We start from the raw sequence: 18,036 nt of genomic DNA, 5'->3' as shown, positions 1-18,036 counted from the left end.
TGCTGCCTTACCGGATTGCCCCGGCGTCTTTCAACGCCTGATATTTTTCTGGGTTGAACCACCACAGACCCATTTCCCCCAATGCGGTTTTCGGCGGGGTATCGGTGTAGGGACGGTCATACATGTCGAAATAGGCGATGTTATGCACCGGCTTGTACCATTGCGGCACCCAGATATGCATCGCCCGTAAAACCCGGTCCAGCGCCTTGACCGCCGTTGTCAGTTCTTCGCGCGACTTGGCGTTTTCGATCACCCTGATCAGCGCATCGACCGCTTCGTTCTGCACCCCGGCGATGTTGTTGGAGCCCTGCACATCGGCGGTTTCCGATCCGAAGATACCGCGCAGTTCGTTGCCCGGCGTCTGCGACATCGAATAGCGGCGCACGGTGATGTCGAATTCGAAATTCTTCTCGCGCTCCTGCAGCTGCGCATTGTCGATACGGTTGTAGACGGCTTCAACCCCCAGCCGCTTCAGGTTCTCGACAAATGGATTGAAGATGCGCTCAAAAGACGGGCTGTCGTTCAGCATCTCGACTCTGAGCCGTTCGCCCTTGGCGTTCACCCGGATGCCGTCGTCGCCCACGGTCCACCCGGCATCCTCCAGCAGCTTTCCGGCCCGGCGCAACACCCGGCGGTCGGCCACTTTGTCGGGCTTGGACACGGCGGGCACGAAGGCCGGTTCGGTGAACACGGTTTCCGGCACGAATTCGCGCAGCGGCTCCAGCAGCGCCAGTTCGGCCTCCGACGGCATGCCTTCGGCCTGCATGTCCGAGTTTTCCCAGAAACTGTCGGTGCGCTCGTACAGCCCGTAGAACAGGCTTTCGTTCGACCATTCGAAGTTGAACGCCATCGAAATCGCTTCCCGCACGCGCGGGTCGGCAAAGATCGGTCGGCGCAAATTGAACCACCAGCCCTGCGTCCCCGCCGGCCGGCCATCGGGCAGCGTTTCCACCTTCACCCAACCCTTCTCGATCGCCGGGAAATCATAGGCCGTCCCCCACAGCAGCGACAGGAATTCCTCGCGGTAGCTATAGGCGCCGCCCTTGAACGCTTCGAAAGCCGAGGTGTAATCGGTGTAGTATTCCACGGTCAGGACATCGAAATTGTTCTGACCGACATTCACGTTCAGGTCCTTGGCCCAGTAATCGTCGCGCCGCTTGTAGCTGACCGACCGGCCCGGATCGACCGCCAGCAATTCGTAGGCCCCCGATCCCAGTGGCGGCTCCAGCGTGGATTCGGCGAAATCCCGGGTTGCGTAGTAGGCCTTGGAAAAGATCGGCAGGCCGCCGACGGTCGTGACCAGTTCGCGCAGCGGGCCGTCCGGGTCGAAGGTGTATTTAACCGTGGCGTCGTCCAGCGCCTCGACATTCTGGATGTCCTTCAGCAGGACCTTGTAGACCGGCACGCCCTTGTCGCGCAGCACCTCAAAGGAAAACACCACGTCCTGCGCGGTGATGGCGGTGCCGTCCCAGAAACGCGCTTCGGGCCGGATGTGAAAAGTCACCCATTCGCGGCTTTCTGGATATTCCAGCCAATCGGCGACGAGGCCATAGGCAGCGTCCGGTTCATCCAGGTTCCCGGTCAGCAGGCTGTCGAAGAACACCGAGGATAGCGCAGCCGCGTTGCCCTTCAGGACATAGGGCGACAGGCTGTCGAACGTTCCGAAGGCCCAGGTCGAAAATTCTCCGCCCTTGGGCGCGTCGGGATTGACGTAATCGAAATGGGAAAATCCGGCGTCATATTTAAGATCCCCGAAGGCGGAAATGCCATGCGAACGGATAATCTTCTCCTCTGCCCGCAGCGGCAGCGCCAAGAGCGTCAGGCACAACACCAACATCATCGTCAGCGCGTGCCGCAGGTTCGGCAGCGGGGCGGCTTTCAGGGCGGATCGTTTCGCTTCTTCACGGCGGGTTCGGATCATCTCGGTCGCTCCTGCGGGGATTTCTTTGTTTTCCAGCCAAGCTATAGGGACCGCAGAGAGGTTCAAGACAAGAATTCCTGAACAATCCGTGAATTCCTCCATTCGCCAAAGAAAAAGCCGCCGCCCGGGCGGGCAACGGCTTCAAAGCTCATCTCGGCAGCGGTCGGACTTAGTCGTCCAGGCTGTCCAGATAGGCCACCAGGTTGGCGCGGTCCGTGATCTTCTTCAGGCCCGAGAACGACATCTTGGTGCCGGGCGCGAAGCCTTTCGGGTCGGCCAGGAAGTGGTCCAGGTTTTCCGGTGTCCAGACATCGGCGACTGCAACCAGCTTACCCGAATAGCCGAAACCCTCCATCGCCCCGACATTCCGGCCGACGACGCCGTAAAGGCTCGGGCCGGTCGCGTTCGCGCCTTCCTCAAGCTTATGGCAGGCCTTGCACTTCGAAAAGACTTTGGCGCCCTTGTCGACATCAGCTTCGGCCAGCAGTTCTTCGAAGCTGGGGCCTTCCTCAACGGCCGCGCCGCCTTCGCCTTCGGATTCGCCGGTATCAATGACATAGGCCTGTTCATGGCCTTCGCCGTGGCCGCCTTCCATCGAATAAAGCGTCTCTGCCGCCCAATTGCCGAGCAGGAACACCAGGAGCGTGCCGCAGAGCGCGCCACCAGCCTTCGTAAGGGTCATCGTATCAAGCATGGGAGCCCATCCGTTTCGTGTCTGTCGGCGCGTATGTATCCGCTTCCCCTTGTCTTGTGCAAGGTGTAGTTTGCGCGACCAGACGCCTAAGTGGCGCAAAGTGACAGGAAAAACAACATATGACCAAGCGGATTGCATTCCAGGGCGAACCCGGCGCCTATTCCCACGAAGCCTGCCACCAGGCCCGCCCCGATATGGAAGCATTGCCCTGCCGCACCTTCGAAGACGTGATCGGCGCGGTCCGCAGCGGCGAGGCCGAGCTTGCCATGCTTCCGATCGAGAACTCCACTTATGGCCGGGTCGCCGATATCCACCGTCTGCTGCCGGAAAGCGGCCTGCATATCGTCGACGAAACCTTCGTGCGGGTGCGGATCGCCCTGATGGCGAATCCCGGCGTTACACTGGATCAGATCAAGACGGTGCGCGCGCATCTGGTTCTGTTGCCGCAAAGCGCGAATTTCCTGAAGCTGCACGGCATTCACGGCGAGGCCTACGCCGACAGCGCTGGCGCAGCGGCGGACCTGGCAGCAAGCGGCGCCACCGATCTTGGGGTTCTGGCCTCTGAATTGGCCGCCGATATCTACGGGCTGAACGTTCTGGCGCGCGATATCGAGGATCATGGCCACAACACCACGCGTTTCCTTGTCATGTCGCGCGACCCCAATCACGACCGACGCGGCGACAGGGGGATGGTCACAACCTTCGTGTTCCAGGTGCGCAACATTCCCGCAGCGCTTTACAAGGCAATGGGCGGGTTTGCCACCAACGGCGTGAACATGACCAAGCTGGAAAGCTACATGGTCGGGGGGTCCTTCACTGCGACCCAGTTCTATGCCGATGTCGAGGGCCATCCCGACGATCCGAACGTCAAGCTGGCGCTGGAAGAACTGGAATACTTCACCACCCACCTGAAGATCTTGGGCGTCTACCCGGCCGAACAGCGCCACCACTGAGCCCGGCACGACGCCTGCATCCGGACGGCCGGCAAACGCCGGCGGCTCCTCCGAAACGAAAACACCCCGCCAATGGCGGGGTGTTTTGATTCTGATGGATTGCGAAGCGGCTTATTAGTGCAGCTTGGCGTCCACTTCCGCGATCGCCGCGTCGATCAGCTTGTTGCCTGCGGCTGCGGTCATCTTCTTGGCGATCACGTCATTGGCTGCGCCAATGGCGATCCCGATCGCTGCATCCCGAACATCCTTGACAGCGGATGCTTCGGCCGACGCGATCTGGTCCTGTGCTGCCTGCAATCGGCGAGCAATGGTTTTTTCCAGTTCGGCCTTGGCCTGTTCGGCGAAGATGGCGGCCTCGTCCTTGGCATGCGCCACGATACGATCGGCCTGTTCCTGAACTTCCTGCTGCTTGCGCTCGTAGGAGGCCAGGACAGCCTGTGCCTCTTCACGCAGGGCGCGGGCTTCGTCCAGTTCCGACTTGATGCCTTCGGCGCGCTTGTCCAGCATTCCACCCAGCAGCCCCGGCACTTTGAAATAGACCAGAACCGCAAGAAACAGGATGAACGCCAGCAACACGATGAAGTTCGTGTTGTGCAGCGAGAAGAACGGACCCGAAGCCGCGAAGGCGGGGCTGGCCGCGGTCAGGGCGAAAAGAATTGCCAGTTTACGCATATCCCTTACCCCTTGATCCGGGCAGCCACGGCTGCGTCGACGGTTTTGGCATCGGCTTCGCTGCCCAGGGCGGCGATGATTTCAGCGGCGGTATCGTTGGCAACATCCTTGATGCTGTCCAGCGCACTGGCGCGGATTTCTCCGATGGCTTTTTCGCTTTCGGTCAGCTTGACAGCAATATCGGCGTCGGCCTTGGCGGTCGCCGCGTCAAGTTCAGCTTGCATTGCGGCCTTGGTTTCTGCGGCGATGCGCTGCGCCTCGGCACGTGCCTCGGCCAGAGCCTTGTTGTAAGCCTCTTCCGCTTCGACCGCTTTCGCCTTCAGCTCTTCAGCCTTGGCGATGTCATTTGTGATGGTCCCCTGACGCTCGGCCAGAACCGCAGCAATGCGGGGCAGCGCGATGCGCGACAGGACGAAATAGATCACGACCAGCGTGACCAGAAGCCAGAAAATCTGGTTGCCCCAGTTCGTAAAATCCAGCTGCGGCATGCCCGGTGCAGAAGCAGCTGCTTCATGCGCCGCTTGGGCGGCCTCAGCGGCGTGTTCTGCGGCTTCGTGCGTTTCAGTCGCCATGACGTCCTCCTTGGGAACTTCCGGTTACACCGGGCGGGCGCGCTGCGCCCACCCGGCCGTAAGGATGTGTTCCGTAAGGATTAGACGGCGAACATCAGCAGCAGAGCGACGAGGAACGAGAAGATCCCCAGAGCTTCTGCAAACGCGATGCCGATGAACAGGGTCGCGGTCTGCGACGCGGCTGCCGACGGGTTGCGCAGAGCGCCTGCCAGGTAGTTACCTGCAACGTTGCCAACACCGATTGCGGCTGCGCCCGAACCGATTGCTGCCAGGCCTGCGCCGATGTGTGCCAGATCGCCTTCCATGATGTATCTCCTTACGATTGGAAGTTGGATAGATAGAGTTCTTGGGTTTGACCTTAGTGCGACGGATGCAGCGCATCCTTCAGATACACGCAGGTCAGAATGGTGAACACGTAGGCCTGGATGAAGGCCACCAGGACCTCGAGACCGTACATGGCGGTGATCGCGACCACCGAAACCGGGCTGACGACAGCGATCGCTGCGAAACCGGCGAAAACCTTGATCACCGCGTGGCCTGCCATCACGTTGCCAGCAAGACGAATGCTGTGGCTGACGGGGCGCACGAAGTAGGAAATCAGTTCGATCACGGCCAGGATCGGGCGCAGCGCCAGCGGTGCCGAGCTGACCCAGAACAGGCCGAGGAAACCAACACCGTTCTTGACGAAACCAACGATGGTCACGGTCAGGAAGACCAGCAGCGCCAGCACCACGGTGACGGCGAAATGCGAGGTGGTGGTGAAGCTCATCGGGATCAGGCCAAGGAAGTTGGCGAAAACAATGAACATGAACAGCGTCATGATGTAGGGGAAGAACTTCAGCGCGTCCTTGCCGGCGACGTCTTCGACCATCTTGTAGACGAAGCCGTAGGCCAGTTCGCCCACCGACTGGCTGCGCGACGGGATCATGGCGCGGCGCGAGGTGCCCAGCACCATCATCGCGATCACGGCCAGAACGGCGATGGCCATCCACAGGGTCACGTTGGTGATGGTGTACCACTCGATCGTGTCGCCGCCGAACAGCGGCTTGACGATGAACTGATCCATCGGGTGGAAAACCAGACCACCGGTTTCAGCGCCATGTGCTTCGCTTGCCACGTCTATGCCCTCTCGTCCTTCTCGGCCTCTTCGGCCAATGTCTGTTCCTGGATTTCCCTGGAGGTACGGATCATCGTCTTGATCCCCGCCGCCAAGCCCAGCAATGTGAAAATGACAAGGAAGATCGGGATCGTCCCGAACAGGCTGTCCAGCCCGTATCCTATGCCAAACCCGATCCCGAGACCGGAAACCATTTCGATCACCATGCGCCAGGCCTGATTGGCCATCGAATAGTGTTCGTCCGCGCGGGGCTTGGGTGCCTGGGCCTTCTTGGCCGCTGCGATCTTGTCCTCAAGCTGCTTGAGCTGCTGCTTTTGGTCGGGATCGGTCACGCGCAAAACCCCCTGCGGATAGTCGCCGACTTGCTATGCCGTGGGGGGCACCGAGTCAAGCGCGCAAAACGCGCCGCCCCGACATTGATAACACATTGTTTTAACGATTATTTTTGGCAACGCAAGAATACAGACGGCGCGCCCGGATATGCCTGTTAGCGCCATCGGGGGCGAAAACCCATATTCAACCATCCGGTTGATCTTTGCTTGAGCGCAGTTGACCGCCGCGCTGGGCGCGCCTAGGCAAGGCGCATGAGCACACCCGCCGACCTAGACACCGTATTCGCCGCGCTGGCCGATCCGACCCGTCGGCGGATCCTGTCGATGCTGCTGGAGGACGACATGGCGGTGACCGACGTGGCCGCCCCGTTCGAGATGTCTCTGGCGGCGATTTCAAAGCACCTGGTGATCTTGGCCAATGCCGGGCTTATCAGCCAGGAAAAGCGTGGCCGGGTGAAATGGTGCAAGCTGGAACCCGATGCGTTGCGCGATGCAAGTATCTGGATGCAGGGCTTCGGCCAGTTCGAAGCGATCAACCTCGATGCATTCGAACGGTTTCTGGAACGCGAACTGGGCGAAGGCGAAGGCTAGAACCGCGCCCTGTAAACCGGCAACGCGACGGGAAAGGCCGGCAACGCGCCGGCGGGCCGACTGCAATGTCTGCCCTCTCCCGGATGCGATTGCCGCCGTAACGCTAGTGTTCGTTGCGCAGCAACAGCAGCAACGCCACCACCGTCAGTATCACGCCCCCCAGCACCCAGACCGTCGGCACGCCGTGACCAAGCGCAAGTTCCCAGATCAGCACCCAGCTGGGGGTCAGGTAGGTATAGGCCATGACCTTCGCCGCCGGCAGCCGGAGCGTTGCATACTGCGCCAGAACGAAGGTCATCGCGCTGGCGAAAACCGCCGTGTAAAGAATGGCGGCCCAGACGACCCCCGGCAGCGCGGTCCAGTCGGTCGCCGTTATGTCGCCCCAGCCGACAATGGTGATCGCGCCGCAGCACGCCAGAAGTGTGCCGAAAGTGAAGGCCATCGCCGATTCGCCCCGGTTCAGCATCCGCACCATCGGGATATAGATCGCATGGGCGGCACAGCCCCAGAAATAGATCACCTCGCCCTGCCCGACCTGGAACCGTAGCAACGCGGCCACGTCGGCGCGGAAGATGACCCAAAGCGCGCCCGCCCCGCCGATGCTCAGCGCCAGCGCCATGCGCGAGGTGGTCACCTGCCGCAGCAGGACAAAACCCGCCAGCGCGCTCATGATCGGGGTCAGGGTGAACACCGCCGCGGCCGAAACCGGCTGCGCGGTCTTCAGCCCGTAAAACATCAGCACGAAGTAGGTGGCGAAAACCCCGCCGAGCACGAGGTAGCGCCAGGGCGCCCGGAAGGTACTGCGCGGAATGCCGGTGCTCAGCCCCCCCGCCGCGCCGACCAGCAGGGCGGCGATGGCGAATCGGACGGCATTCAGCGCCATCGGCGTGATGTGATCCATCGCCAGCGAGCCAAGCGAAAACGACCCGGCCACGAGGGCCGAGAACATCAGCATGGCCAGATGGCCGCGGGCAGCCTGCGTCACGTCATTGCCACTCCTTGGCCCGTTCCTTCAGGAATTTGACGAAGGCCTGGACCTTGGTGGTGCGATGCAGGTCGACATGGGTCACCAGCCACAATGCGCTGCGCCAGTCGTCGCGGTCGGTGCAAATCTCGACCAGCTCGTCATGTTTCGACGCTTCCCATTCGGGCAAGAAACCGATGCCAATCCCCTGCAACACGGCAAAGACAAGGGCACGCGGGTCGACGCTGCGGAAGATGATGTTTTCCTCCGGCACGCTTTCCCACAGCCATTTGAAATAGGGGGCGCGGGAATCGCGGTTGTCCGATCCGACAAACAGGTGCCCCTCGAAGTCGGACGGGCAATCGGGCATCCCCATTCTGTCGATGTAGGACTGCGTCGCGTAAAGCGCGGTGCGTTGTTCCAGCAGCGGCTGAACCACGTTGTCGGGTTCTTCCGGTGCGCGACCGGCGCGGATCGCGACATGCGCTTCGCCGTATTCCAGCCGGAACAGGCGGTCACCGGTTAGAAAGCGCAGGATGACGTCGGGATAGGCGAGCCGGAAATCGGCCATCACCGGCATCAGCAGCGGCGACACAGCGGAGAGCGAAGTGACGACCAGTTCGCCCGACACCTCGTCGCCCTGCCCCTTGATGCGCCCTGACAATTGGTTGAACTGATCGTCGGTGGCCTGCGCCACCCGCATCAGGTCCTGCCCGGCCTCGGTCGGGGTGTAGCCGCGCGCATGACGCTGGAACAGCTTGACGCCAAGCTGGGCCTCCAACGCATCGATATGTCGGATCACCGTGGCGTGGTGCACGCCCAGAACCTCGGCCGCGCCGCTGACCGTTCCCATACGCGCCACTTGGTAGGCGGTGCGGATTTCATCCCAGTTTTCCATGGAAGACCGTCCCGATCAGATCATTGCCCCGGCTGTGCCCGGCAGGTGACACCATCACCCAGGCGATCACAACCACTTGCGGATAAAAAAAGCGCACCCAGAGCGGGCGCGCTTTTTCGATTCTCTATGTCGAACGACTTATTCGGTCGTAGTCGACGAGCTCGAAGCAGCCAGAGCCGCTGCAGCAGCCACTGCGGCAATGGCGACCGCGCCGCCACCCAGGCCGAAGCTGCCAACCGGCGGCGGGGCCAGGACATCATCATCCTCAGGAGCAGCAACCGGGCTGCCAGCAGTAGCTGCGAGCGGCGAAAGTGCGAGGAGTGCGGCAACCGCAACAGTCGTAAATTTCATGGGAAACCCCCTTCTAGAATAAAACCTCGCCCCAAATAACCCTTCGGAGGTGGGAGTTGTCAATAACAAGCAGGGTACAATTTTCGCTAGCCCACAAACTATTGCACTATTGCAATACACCTTTGCGCCGATCGCACAGAACCCGGGCAGTTGCTCATTCGGCCACCCTCATACCCCCCTGGACAGACCGGTCCCGAATCCGGTCGGCGCGGCCGCCCTTTCCTCTACGCGCGTCGCCGAGAATCGCTCGATCTATGCATTTGCGCACGCTTTCAATGCATTTTTTCGCAATTCCCACGGATTTCGCACACTCGTATTTATTGGCGGCGAAACACACACCGGAAACAGGACAACTGACATGACCCATTCCATTCTGCATATCGACACCAGCATCAAACCCGAAGGTTCGATGTCCAAATCCCTGACCAGCGACATCGTCGCCCGTCTGCGCGCTGCCCATCCCGAATCGTCGGTGACCTATCGTGATCTGGCCGCGCATCCGCTGCCGGAAACCGATGCCGCCTGGTTCGCCGCGATCTCGGTCCCGGCCGAAGACCGCAGCCCCGAACAGACCGACATCGCGGCGCTGTCCGACCGTCTGATCGCCGAGGTCCGGAATGCCGACACCATCGTGATCGGTCTGCCGGTCTACAATTTCAACGTGCCCAGCCAGCTGAAAACCTGGATCGACCTGCTGGCGCAGCCCGGCGTCACCTTTCGCTATACCGAAGACGGGCCGGAAGGGCTAATCCAAGGCACCCGCGCAATCATCGCCTATGCCTCGAACGGCACCCGGATGGGGTCGGAGATCGACTTCGCCTCGGCCTACATGCGCCACATCCTGGGCTTCTTCGGCATCACCGATGTGCAATTCGTCGCCTCCGACCACTTCGCCATCGACGCCGAAAGCTCGGTGAAGGCGGCCAATGACGGCATCGCCGGACTGGCGGCGTAATCCGCCCCGCAAAACGGCAAGCCCGGCAAAACGGGCTTGCCGACGCGGCTGAGCGCCGCCATGGGGGCGCGCCCCTCCATCCACCAATCCCCTTCCAGCGTCGTGCGCTCCAGCGCGCGCCCTGCCCGCGCAGATGCTGCAGCCGCCGGTGCGGATGCACGATCGCCGGCACCGCACCCATCTGCTTCCATACATCCGGCATCGTTCCCCCGCGCGGCCCGACGTCCGGGATTCCTGACTATCTAAGGTTGCCGATCTTGCCTATCGTTCCACAACACCCCTAGCCGCAATAAGACCGGTCACATGTTTGTCGTTGCAGATACCGAAGAATTGGTGGCGGATGGCGTCATCACCACCGACCAGGCCAAGGAGATCAAACGGCGCGCCCGCGACGCGATGATTTCACTCGCCGTGAACACGGTGCTCTGCCTTGGCATCTTGGCTGCGACGGCCGGGTTCGTCTTCTGGCTGGCCGATCCGATCGCGGTACTGCTGCTGGGGTCGGCGCTGCTGGCAGGAGGGATCGCCATCCTGTCGCGTGGCGCCGACATGTTCCGCATGTTCGGCAATGCGGCCGCCCTGATCGGCGCCGGCATGTTGATCGGGGGCGGCGCCGCCGAATTGCTGAGCCATTACGAAGACAGTGCGGGATGGATCATGACGGCCGCGGGGGCGGTCACCACCGGCCTGTCCGGATATGCCCTGACCCGCGAAAGCGCCGCTGCCGGTTTCGTGGTCGGGGCCATCCTGCTGATGGGAGTCGCGCTGCACCTTTTCGGGCTTGGGTTCCTGCTGGATCAGCACGACCTGTTCGGCGCGGGCAAGGCCGCCTTCTTCCTCTATGCCTTCGCCGCGATCGCGGCGGCGGGCTGGTTCACCGACATCCGGCTGATCACTGCGCTATCCATCATTCCCTTCGCCCAGGCGCTGGATACCGGGACCGCCTACTTTCATGCCGCATACGTGTTCTATTCACCTGAACCGACGCTTTCGATCCTGCAAATGACGGCGCTGATCGCGCTCTGTCTCTGGGTCGCGGCCCCCAGCCCGCAACGGCTGGCGCGCCATACCGGTATTCTCGCGATCCTTGCCTTCGTGGTGGCCAACATGTCCGCATTGGTCGGGTCGCTCTGGGGCGATGTGGTGGGGGAAACGATCTGGGGGCCCGAATATTTCGATTTCTCCGACACGGGCCCCGACAGCTACCCAAGCCAGTCGGATCGCTACTTGGCCGCGAAGGAAGCCTTTCGCGCCTCGACGCTGGAGATTTCCGCAAACGTCTTCTCGGTGCTGTGGGCCATCACGCTCGTGGCGATCGTGTTCTGGGCCGCGCACCGCAACAAACGCGGCCTGTTCAACGCCGCGATGACTTTTGGCGCGATTCATGCCTATACCCAGTTCTTCGAAAACTTTTCCGATGAACCGCTGGCCTATGTCATTGGCGGGTTGGCGGCGATTCCGCTGGCTTGGGGCATGTGGCGGCTGAACGGGATGATGATCGCCAGATCCGCGGCCCCATCCGCCTAGCGGTTTTCAACTGTGAAACTTGACTCTGGCGCCCCCCGCATCTAAACGCAGCCTCAATTCCGGGAGTCTGTCATGCTTCCGGTCCTTTGCATTGTGCAAGGATCGCCCCCCGTCAGCGCGTCGCGCCCACGGGGGCAGTTGGCATTTGGGCCGGTTCTACCTACCTGTAGAACCAAGTGAAACGGGGTTAAAGGAGCCGCGGGAATGTTTGAAAATCTATCCGAACGCCTGGGCGGAGTCTTTGACCGCCTGACGAAACAGGGCGCGCTGTCCGAAGACGACGTCAAAACCGCCCTGCGCGAAGTCCGCGTGGCGCTGCTCGAAGCAGACGTATCGCTGCCCGTCGCCCGCGATTTCGTCAAGAAGGTGCAGGAACAGGCCACCGGCCAGGCGGTGACCAAATCGGTCACCCCCGGCCAGCAGGTCGTCAAAATCGTGCATGACGCGCTGATCGACGTTCTGGCCGGCGAAGGCGAACCCGGCGCGCTGAAGGTCGACAACCCGCCGGCGCCGATCCTGATGGTCGGTTTGCAGGGGTCGGGTAAAACCACCACCACCGGTAAGCTGGCCAAGCGGCTGAAGGAAAAGGACGGCAAGCGGGTGCTGCTCGCCTCGCTCGACGTCTACCGCCCGGCGGCTATGGATCAGCTGGCGGTTCTGGGCGCCCAGATCGGCGTCGACACCCTGCCGATCGTGCCCGGTCAGAAACCGGTCGACATCGCCAAGCGCGCCAAGCAGCAGGCGACGATGGGCGGCTATGACGTCTACATGCTCGACACCGCCGGCCGGCTGCATATCGACGAAGTCCTGATGGACGAGGTCGAACAGGTCCGCAACGAAGTCAACCCGCGCGAAACCCTGCTGGTGGTCGACGGGCTGACCGGTCAGGTCGCCGTCGAGGTGGCTGAGGAATTCGATGCCAAGGTCGGCATCTCCGGCGTCGTTCTGACCCGGATGGACGGCGACGGGCGCGGTGGCGCCGCGCTGTCGATGCGCGCCGTCACCGGCAAGCCGATCAAATATGTCGGTCTCGGCGAAAAGATGGACGCGCTGGAAACGTTCGAACCGGAACGTATCGCCGGCCGCATCCTCGGCATGGGCGACATCGTGGCCCTGGTCGAAAAGGCGCAGGAAACCATCGAGGCCGAACAGGCCGAACGGATGATGAAGCGGTTCCAGAAGGGTCAGTTCAACATGAACGACCTGAAGATGCAGCTGGAACAGATGATGAAGATGGGCGGCATGGAAGGCATCATGGGCATGATGCCGGGCATGGGCAAGATGGCCAAGCAGGTGCAGGAAGCCGGGTTCGACGACAAGATCATCACCCGCCAGATCGCGCTGATCCAGTCGATGACCAAGAAGGAACGCGCCAATCCCAAGCTGTTGCAGGCCAGCCGCAAGAAACGCATCGCCAAGGGCGCCGGGCAGGATGTCAGCGACCTGAACAAGCTGCTGAAAATGCATCGGCAGATGGCCGACATGATGAAGAAGATGGGCAAGATGGGCAAAGGCGGCATGCTGAAACAGGCCATGAAAGGCATGTTCGGCAAGGGCGGCATGCCCGCCGACATGGCCGGCATGGACCCGTCGCAGATGGACCCCAAGGCGCTGGAAGCGGCGGCCAAGGCGATGGGCGGCGGCAAGGGCCTGCCCGGCGGTCTGCCGGGTCTTGGCGGTGGCATGGGCCTGCCCGGCGGGCTCAGCGGTCTGGGCAAGAAGAAGTAAACCGATGCTGACCCAGGCCCCCACCCTTGAAACCGAGCGCTTGATCCTGCGCGGCCCCGAACACCGGGATGCCGAGCCGGTGATCGCCTTCCTGTGCGATCAGGAACGCGCGGCCGGTTTCGGGGCCTCCCCCGACCGACACGACGCGTGGCGCTGGTTCGGGCTGATGGTGGGGCATTGGCATATCCGCGGCTACGGCTATTTCGCGATCGAGGAAAAGGCGACGGGCAAGACCGCAGGCATCTGCGGCATCTGGAACCCCGATGGCTGGCCGGAACCGGAACTGGGCTGGGTCGTGTTCGACGGGTTCGAGGGCAAGGGCATCGCCTATGAGGCTGCCCTGCGCGCCCGCGAATGGGCCTATGCGCCCGACGGGCTGGGATTTACCACGCTGACCTCGAACATCGTGCCGTCGAACGCACGCTCCATCGCGCTGGCCGAACGGCTGGGCGCCTGGGCTGAACGCACCTACACCAACGTCCACATGGGCGAAGACATCCTTTATCGCCACCCCGGTCCCGACGCGCTGGACAAGGACGGATCGGTGGAGGCCTACGCATGAGCCTGTCGCTGAACATCCCCACCGTTGAAACCGAACGCCTGATCCTGCGCGAAATGCGCGAAAGCGATCTGGACGTGATCGCCGAATTCTTCGAAAGCGACCGCAGTCATTTCGTGGGCGGCCCCAAAAGCCGGGGCGAAAGCTGGCGGGTGATCTCGGGCGTGCTGGGGCATTGGCTGCTGCGCGGTTACGGCATGTGGCTGGTCGAAGAGCGCGTCAGCGGGCAACCCGTGGGCGGCGTCGGCCACCTGAACCCCGAAGGCTGGGACGAACCGGAACTGGGCTGGCACCTGTATACCGGCCATGAGGGCAAGGGATACGCCTATGAGGCGGCGTTGGCCGCGCGCGAATACGGCGCGCGTCATTTCGGCCTGACCGCCCCGATCAGCTATATCGACCCGGCCAACACCCGATCCAAGGCGCTGGCCGAACGGCTGGGCGCGCGGTTCGAGCGCGAGGGCGAAGTGCTGGGCCATGCTTGCCACGTCTACCGCTATCCGGAAACGGAGGGCGCGCGATGACCATCGACATCCCCGTCCTGGAAACCAAGCGCTTGGTCCTGCGCGGACCCGAGGCCAAGGACTACCCGAACTTCAAATCGACCTTCGCCAGCTACCGCGCCCGGTTCATGGGCGGGCCGCTGAACGATTATGAAACCTGGATGCTCTATGCCGCCGAAATCGGCCATTGGCAGATCCGCGGCTTCGGCATGTGGATGATCCACGACAAGGAAACCGACAAACCGCTGGGCATGGCGGGCGGCTGGAAACCGGCGAAATGGCCGGAACCGGAACTGGCCTGGATCATCTGGCCGGAAACCGCCGGGCGCGGCTATGCGCTGGAAGCGACCGACGCGGTGCGCAAATACCTCTACAATACGCTGGGCTGGGAAACCGCGGTGTCCTATCTGGACCCCAAGAACCTCGATTCGATCCGTCTGGCCGAACGGCTGGGCGCCAAGAAGGACCCGCAGGCCGCGACCGTCGACGGCCATGACGTGGTCTATCGCCACCCCTCGCCCGCGCAGCTGAAGGACACCCAGATTTCCCACGGCATCGCGATGGAAATCGCCAATTACGCCGACCCGCTGTTCAAACCGAAAGGATTCGCCCTTGACTGACGCCGCTACCCGCGCCGCGGAAATCCTGAAGGAACACCGCGAAAGCATCGACCGTCTGGATGCGATTCTCGTCTATACTCTGGGCGAGCGGTTCAAGCACACCCAGGCGGTGGGCCGTCTCAAGGCCGAACACGACCTTCCCCCGTCCGATCCGGCCCGCGAGGCCAAGCAGATCGCGCGGCTTGAAGATTTGGCAAACCGGGCTGACCTGGACCCCGATTTCGCCAAGAAGTTTCTGAACTTCATCATCGCTGAAGTCATTCAGCACCATAAGAAACATCAGGAATAACCGGTCCCAAGACCGGTCAACGCCATCTGAAGGAGAAAACAAAATGGCTATGAAAATCCGTCTGGCCCGTGGTGGGTCGAAAAAGCGCCCGTTCTACCGTGTTGTCGCAGCCGACTCGCGCATGCCGCGCGACGGCCGCTTCATCGAAAAGCTGGGCACCTACAACCCGCTGCTGCCGAAAGACAGCGAAGAGCGCGTGAAGCTCGACATGGAACGCATCCAGTTCTGGCTGGATCAGGGCGCGCAGCCGACCGACCGTGTTGCACGTTTCCTAGAAGCCGCCGGCACCCTGGCGAAGACCGAGCGCAACAACCCCAAGAAAGCCGTCCCCGGCAAGAAAGCCCAGGACCGCGCCGAGGAAAAGGCCGCCAAGGCCGCCGAAGCTGCAGAAGCCCCGGCCGAAGAAGCAGCGGCTGAAGAGTAAGCACGGGGAGCGTTGGAATGCAGGCCTTTCCGACCTCTTTTCAACGCGACCTTGCCGATCTGATGCGGTGGCGGCGCGACGTGCGCCGCTTCCGTACCGATCCCGTGGACGAGGCATTGCTGCGGCAATGCCTCGACGCGTTTCTGATGGCCCCCTCGGTGGGGCTGTCGGAACCCTGGCGGGTGATCCGGGTGCAAAGCGAAACCGCCCGGCACGCCGCCCTTGAGAATTTCAAAGCCGCCAATGCCGAGGCCCTGGCGGGCTATGACGGCGACAAGGCGAAACTCTATGCCGGGTTGAAACTGACCGGGATGGAAAACGCCCCGGTGCAATTGGCCGTGTTCTGCGACGGCTCCACCGGCAAGGGTGCCGGGCTGGGTGCGGCCACGATGCCGGAAACCCGGCGCTACTCCGTCGTTTCGGCGATCAACCTGTTCTGGCTGGCGGCGCGGGCGCGCGGTATCGGCGTGGGCTGGGTGTCGATCCTCGATCCCGGGAAGCTGTGCCGCGACCTCGACGCGCCGGACGACTGGACGCTGGTCGGGTACCTCTGCGTCGGCTGGCCCGAAGAAACAAGCGACACGCCGGAACTGGAACAGGCCGGCTGGGACGCGCGGCGCGGGCATCTGCCGATTGAGACGCGCTGAACGTTCTTAGAGACACCCGGGCGCGTCCCAACGCCTGCCAGCCCCTGAACGAATTTCCCGATCGGTATTGCCACGGGATCAAGCGGCACTAACCTTGCCGAAACGCCGCAAGTCAGGGACATCCAATGCACAGCACTCCGCATCATTATTCGAATGGAGAAACCGAATTCATCGGCCGTCTGGTCTGGGATCCCGCCCATGGCGACAGCCAACCGGGCGTGCTGATCGCCCCGGCCTTCGGCGGGCTTGGCCCGTTTGAAATCGCCCGTGCCGAGGAACTCGCGGCATTGGGCTATGCGGTTCTTGCGGTCGATTACTACGGCGACGGTAAACGCGCCGGGTCGACCGAGGAAGCTTTCGCGCTGATGGGACAGTTGAACGACGACCGTCCACTTCTGACGCGCCGGATGAACTGTGCCCTTGACGCGTTGGGGTCGCTGCCGATGGTCAACGGGCGGCTGGGCGCGATGGGCTATTGCTTCGGCGGAAAATGCGTACTCGATCTGGCCCGCAGCGGGGCCGGATTGCAGGCGGCGGTGTCGATCCACGGCGTCTATGATCCGCCTGCAGAAATCCATGACATCAAGCCCTCGGTTCTGATCCTGCATGGCTGGGACGATCCGCTGGCTAAACCCGACGACCTTCTGGCCCTGACCGGGGAACTGACCCACCATTGTCAGGATTGGCAGGTCCTCGCCTTCGGCCATACGGGGCACGCGTTCACCAATCCCGCGGCGCAAGCACCGGAACAGGGAATGTTCTACAGCCCCCGTGCCGCAGACCGGTCCTGGGAAAGTCTGACACGCTTCCTGAGCGAAAGACTGAAAGGTTAGCCGCTGACACGATCAGCCGAATTGCCCCCGTCCCTGCAAAACGCTATCACAATAGCGAAACGGCAAAGGACACCCCGAAACATGGACAATCCCGACGATCTGATCTGTGTCGGCGCCATCGCGGGCGCTTATGGCGTGCATGGCGAAGTGCGGCTGAAAAGCTATACCGCCGACCCCGAGGCGATCGAGGATTACAATCCCCTGACCACCGAAGACGGCAGCCGCAGCTTCGATGTCGGCATCATCCGCCCGATCAAGAACGGGTTGTCGGTACGGCTGTCCACCGTCACCAGCAAGGAAGAAGCCGACGCGCTGAAAGGCGTCAAGCTCTACGTGCCGCGCGACCGGCTGCCATCGCTGCCCGACGGCGAATACTACCATGCCGACCTGATCGGGCTGGAGGTTTTCGACACCGGCGGCACGAAGCTGGGCAGCGTGAAATCGGTGCTGAACCACGGTGCCGGCGACCTGCTGGAAATCCACGGGCCGGGATTGAAAACGACCGTGCTGCTGCCCTTCACGCTCGAGGCGGTACCGACCGTGGATCTGGCCAAGGGCCGCATCGTCACCGACCCGCCCGAGGGGCTATTCTGAGGCGGCGGCGCGCCCTTCCTGCGACTGGAGCGCGCCCAGCATGCCCCTGAGCGCCCTTGCCCTGCGCTGCTCAGGCAGCGAACGCGCCTCGCGCTCAGACGGCAACGCCACCCAATCCGTGAGCATTTGTTGCGCGAGATAGACGGCAAAAACCGGATCGCTGCTCACCGGCCGGCCATAACCTTCTTCCAGAGCCAGCCAGTCGGAGACGCCGAGCCCGGCGAACCCGCGACCGGGCTCCGGCCCTGCCTCGGACAGGCCAAAAGCATAGGCCAGACGGCTCATCAACCGC

At 62.4% G+C, this 18,036-nt stretch carries 24 protein-coding genes; 13 read left to right on the top strand and 11 right to left on the bottom strand.

Annotated features, from left to right (window positions below; translation table 11 throughout):
* Positions 1-7 precede the first annotated feature (7 nt).
* Both IT775_RS13605 and IT775_RS13600 read right to left on the bottom strand, forming a co-directional pair.
* Complete coding sequence (locus IT775_RS13605) at positions 8-1,921, bottom strand: extracellular solute-binding protein (RefSeq protein WP_343231148.1); 1,914 nt, start codon at positions 1,919-1,921, stop codon at positions 8-10.
* Positions 1,922-2,090: 169 nt separating this feature from the next.
* Positions 2,091-2,615 carry a c-type cytochrome gene (locus tag IT775_RS13600; protein WP_212701664.1) on the bottom strand — a complete coding sequence of 175 codons (525 nt, stop codon included), beginning with the start codon at positions 2,613-2,615 and terminating at the stop codon, positions 2,091-2,093.
* A gap of 119 nt (positions 2,616-2,734) precedes the next feature.
* On the opposite strand from IT775_RS13600, the gene IT775_RS13595 reads away from it, so the two are divergent.
* Entirely contained in the window at positions 2,735-3,568 is an 834-nt protein-coding gene (locus IT775_RS13595) for a prephenate dehydratase (protein ID WP_212701663.1), read from the top strand.
* Between the two features lie 114 nt (positions 3,569-3,682).
* On the opposite strand, the gene IT775_RS13590 is transcribed toward IT775_RS13595, so the two are convergent.
* The 5 genes from IT775_RS13590 to IT775_RS13570 all read right to left on the bottom strand — a co-directional run bounded on the left by IT775_RS13590 (position 3,683) and on the right by IT775_RS13570 (position 6,261).
* Complete coding sequence (locus IT775_RS13590; RefSeq protein ID WP_212701662.1) at positions 3,683-4,240, bottom strand: F0F1 ATP synthase subunit B; 558 nt, start codon at positions 4,238-4,240, stop codon at positions 3,683-3,685.
* A 5-nt stretch (positions 4,241-4,245) separates the two neighbouring features.
* Positions 4,246-4,812 (bottom strand): F0F1 ATP synthase subunit B', encoded by a 567-nt coding sequence (locus tag IT775_RS13585; protein ID WP_212701661.1) that lies wholly within the window; start codon positions 4,810-4,812, stop codon positions 4,246-4,248.
* Positions 4,813-4,892: 80 nt separating this feature from the next.
* Complete coding sequence (locus tag IT775_RS13580) at positions 4,893-5,117, bottom strand: F0F1 ATP synthase subunit C (protein WP_136340256.1); 225 nt, start codon at positions 5,115-5,117, stop codon at positions 4,893-4,895.
* Between the two features lie 53 nt (positions 5,118-5,170).
* Positions 5,171-5,929 (bottom strand): F0F1 ATP synthase subunit A, encoded by a 759-nt coding sequence (locus IT775_RS13575; protein ID WP_212701660.1) that lies wholly within the window; start codon positions 5,927-5,929, stop codon positions 5,171-5,173.
* A gap of 2 nt (positions 5,930-5,931) precedes the next feature.
* On the bottom strand, positions 5,932-6,261 hold the full coding sequence (locus IT775_RS13570; protein WP_212701659.1) for an AtpZ/AtpI family protein: 330 nt from the start codon (positions 6,259-6,261) through the stop codon (positions 5,932-5,934).
* A 252-nt stretch (positions 6,262-6,513) separates the two neighbouring features.
* Between IT775_RS13570 and IT775_RS13565 the strand changes: the two genes are divergently transcribed.
* The gene (locus IT775_RS13565; protein ID WP_212701658.1) at positions 6,514-6,852 is read left to right on the top strand and encodes an ArsR/SmtB family transcription factor; all 339 of its coding nucleotides are present in this window, start codon (positions 6,514-6,516) and stop codon (positions 6,850-6,852) included.
* Positions 6,853-6,955: 103 nt separating this feature from the next.
* Here IT775_RS13565 and IT775_RS13560 read toward each other — a convergent pair whose 3' ends face one another.
* From IT775_RS13560 to IT775_RS13550, 3 genes are all read right to left on the bottom strand, one after another.
* Positions 6,956-7,837, bottom strand: coding sequence for a DMT family transporter (locus tag IT775_RS13560; RefSeq protein WP_343231147.1), 882 nt, complete (start codon positions 7,835-7,837; stop codon positions 6,956-6,958).
* A 1-nt stretch (position 7,838) separates the two neighbouring features.
* Positions 7,839-8,714: a LysR family transcriptional regulator gene (locus tag IT775_RS13555; protein ID WP_212701657.1), complete on the bottom strand. Its 876-nt coding sequence runs from the start codon at positions 8,712-8,714 to the stop codon at positions 7,839-7,841.
* A gap of 138 nt (positions 8,715-8,852) precedes the next feature.
* On the bottom strand, positions 8,853-9,065 hold the full coding sequence (locus tag IT775_RS13550; protein ID WP_212701656.1) for a hypothetical protein: 213 nt from the start codon (positions 9,063-9,065) through the stop codon (positions 8,853-8,855).
* A gap of 358 nt (positions 9,066-9,423) precedes the next feature.
* Between IT775_RS13550 and IT775_RS13545 the strand changes: the two genes are divergently transcribed.
* The 11 genes from IT775_RS13545 (at position 9,424) to rimM (ending at position 17,744) form a co-directional block, all read left to right on the top strand.
* On the top strand, positions 9,424-10,020 hold the full coding sequence (locus tag IT775_RS13545) for an FMN-dependent NADH-azoreductase (RefSeq protein ID WP_212701655.1): 597 nt from the start codon (positions 9,424-9,426) through the stop codon (positions 10,018-10,020).
* A 303-nt stretch (positions 10,021-10,323) separates the two neighbouring features.
* Positions 10,324-11,547: a hypothetical protein gene (locus IT775_RS13540; protein ID WP_212701654.1), complete on the top strand. Its 1,224-nt coding sequence runs from the start codon at positions 10,324-10,326 to the stop codon at positions 11,545-11,547.
* Positions 11,548-11,751: 204 nt separating this feature from the next.
* Positions 11,752-13,275, top strand: coding sequence for a signal recognition particle protein (gene ffh, locus IT775_RS13535; RefSeq protein WP_212701653.1), 1,524 nt, complete (start codon positions 11,752-11,754; stop codon positions 13,273-13,275).
* Between the two features lie 4 nt (positions 13,276-13,279).
* Complete coding sequence (locus IT775_RS13530; protein WP_212701652.1) at positions 13,280-13,837, top strand: GNAT family N-acetyltransferase; 558 nt, start codon at positions 13,280-13,282, stop codon at positions 13,835-13,837.
* Positions 13,834-14,358, top strand: a complete 525-nt coding sequence (locus IT775_RS13525; protein ID WP_212701651.1) for a GNAT family N-acetyltransferase — start codon at positions 13,834-13,836, stop codon at positions 14,356-14,358. Before IT775_RS13530 ends, IT775_RS13525 begins: the two co-directional genes overlap by 4 nt.
* A complete protein-coding gene (locus tag IT775_RS13520) occupies positions 14,355-14,957 on the top strand; it encodes a GNAT family N-acetyltransferase (RefSeq protein WP_212701650.1) in 603 nt (200 codons plus the stop codon). Before IT775_RS13525 ends, IT775_RS13520 begins: the two co-directional genes overlap by 4 nt.
* Positions 14,950-15,246 carry a chorismate mutase gene (locus IT775_RS13515; RefSeq protein WP_212701649.1) on the top strand — a complete coding sequence of 99 codons (297 nt, stop codon included), beginning with the start codon at positions 14,950-14,952 and terminating at the stop codon, positions 15,244-15,246. The genes IT775_RS13520 and IT775_RS13515 overlap by 8 nt, the downstream gene beginning before the upstream one ends.
* Before the next feature lie 43 nt (positions 15,247-15,289).
* A complete protein-coding gene (gene rpsP, locus IT775_RS13510) occupies positions 15,290-15,670 on the top strand; it encodes a 30S ribosomal protein S16 (protein WP_212701648.1) in 381 nt (126 codons plus the stop codon).
* Positions 15,671-15,687: 17 nt separating this feature from the next.
* Entirely contained in the window at positions 15,688-16,317 is a 630-nt protein-coding gene (gene bluB, locus IT775_RS13505; RefSeq protein WP_212701647.1) for a 5,6-dimethylbenzimidazole synthase, read from the top strand.
* Positions 16,318-16,442: 125 nt separating this feature from the next.
* Entirely contained in the window at positions 16,443-17,150 is a 708-nt protein-coding gene (locus IT775_RS13500; protein WP_212701646.1) for a dienelactone hydrolase family protein, read from the top strand.
* Positions 17,151-17,231: 81 nt separating this feature from the next.
* Positions 17,232-17,744, top strand: coding sequence for a ribosome maturation factor RimM (gene rimM, locus IT775_RS13495; RefSeq protein WP_212701645.1), 513 nt, complete (start codon positions 17,232-17,234; stop codon positions 17,742-17,744).
* On the opposite strand, the gene IT775_RS13490 is transcribed toward rimM, so the two are convergent.
* Entirely contained in the window at positions 17,736-18,029 is a 294-nt protein-coding gene (locus IT775_RS13490; protein ID WP_212701644.1) for a hypothetical protein, read from the bottom strand. The genes rimM and IT775_RS13490 overlap by 9 nt on opposite strands.
* Positions 18,030-18,036 lie beyond the last annotated feature (7 nt).

This window comes from Thalassovita aquimarina, assembly GCF_018219815.1.
In the GTDB taxonomy this organism is placed as follows: domain Bacteria; phylum Pseudomonadota; class Alphaproteobacteria; order Rhodobacterales; family Rhodobacteraceae; genus Thalassobius; species Thalassobius aquimarinus.
This window is presented reverse-complemented; position numbering and strand designations above follow the sequence as displayed.

Excerpts from the sequence above, each read along its gene's own strand:
- IT775_RS13555 (WP_212701657.1), bottom strand. The coding sequence starts at position 8,714 with ATGGAAAACTGGGATGAAATCCGCACCGCCTACCAAGTGGCGCGTATG.
- IT775_RS13530 (WP_212701652.1), top strand. The coding sequence starts at position 13,280 with ATGCTGACCCAGGCCCCCACCCTTGAAACCGAGCGCTTGATCCTGCGC.
- IT775_RS13520 (WP_212701650.1), top strand. The coding sequence starts at position 14,355 with ATGACCATCGACATCCCCGTCCTGGAAACCAAGCGCTTGGTCCTGCGC.
- IT775_RS13525 (WP_212701651.1), top strand. The coding sequence starts at position 13,834 with ATGAGCCTGTCGCTGAACATCCCCACCGTTGAAACCGAACGCCTGATC.
- IT775_RS13585 (WP_212701661.1), bottom strand. The coding sequence starts at position 4,812 with ATGGCGACTGAAACGCACGAAGCCGCAGAACACGCCGCTGAGGCCGCC.
- IT775_RS13605 (WP_343231148.1), bottom strand. The coding sequence starts at position 1,921 with ATGATCCGAACCCGCCGTGAAGAAGCGAAACGATCCGCCCTGAAAGCC.
- IT775_RS13500 (WP_212701646.1), top strand. The coding sequence starts at position 16,443 with ATGCACAGCACTCCGCATCATTATTCGAATGGAGAAACCGAATTCATC.
- IT775_RS13600 (WP_212701664.1), bottom strand. The coding sequence starts at position 2,615 with ATGCTTGATACGATGACCCTTACGAAGGCTGGTGGCGCGCTCTGCGGC.
- IT775_RS13580 (WP_136340256.1), bottom strand. The coding sequence starts at position 5,117 with ATGGAAGGCGATCTGGCACACATCGGCGCAGGCCTGGCAGCAATCGGT.
- bluB (WP_212701647.1), top strand. The coding sequence starts at position 15,688 with ATGCAGGCCTTTCCGACCTCTTTTCAACGCGACCTTGCCGATCTGATG.
- rpsP (WP_212701648.1), top strand. The coding sequence starts at position 15,290 with ATGGCTATGAAAATCCGTCTGGCCCGTGGTGGGTCGAAAAAGCGCCCG.
- IT775_RS13595 (WP_212701663.1), top strand. The coding sequence starts at position 2,735 with ATGACCAAGCGGATTGCATTCCAGGGCGAACCCGGCGCCTATTCCCAC.
- IT775_RS13545 (WP_212701655.1), top strand. The coding sequence starts at position 9,424 with ATGACCCATTCCATTCTGCATATCGACACCAGCATCAAACCCGAAGGT.
- IT775_RS13565 (WP_212701658.1), top strand. The coding sequence starts at position 6,514 with ATGAGCACACCCGCCGACCTAGACACCGTATTCGCCGCGCTGGCCGAT.
- IT775_RS13550 (WP_212701656.1), bottom strand. The coding sequence starts at position 9,065 with ATGAAATTTACGACTGTTGCGGTTGCCGCACTCCTCGCACTTTCGCCG.
- ffh (WP_212701653.1), top strand. The coding sequence starts at position 11,752 with ATGTTTGAAAATCTATCCGAACGCCTGGGCGGAGTCTTTGACCGCCTG.
- IT775_RS13490 (WP_212701644.1), bottom strand. The coding sequence starts at position 18,029 with ATGAGCCGTCTGGCCTATGCTTTTGGCCTGTCCGAGGCAGGGCCGGAG.
- IT775_RS13540 (WP_212701654.1), top strand. The coding sequence starts at position 10,324 with ATGTTTGTCGTTGCAGATACCGAAGAATTGGTGGCGGATGGCGTCATC.
- rimM (WP_212701645.1), top strand. The coding sequence starts at position 17,232 with ATGGACAATCCCGACGATCTGATCTGTGTCGGCGCCATCGCGGGCGCT.
- IT775_RS13590 (WP_212701662.1), bottom strand. The coding sequence starts at position 4,240 with ATGCGTAAACTGGCAATTCTTTTCGCCCTGACCGCGGCCAGCCCCGCC.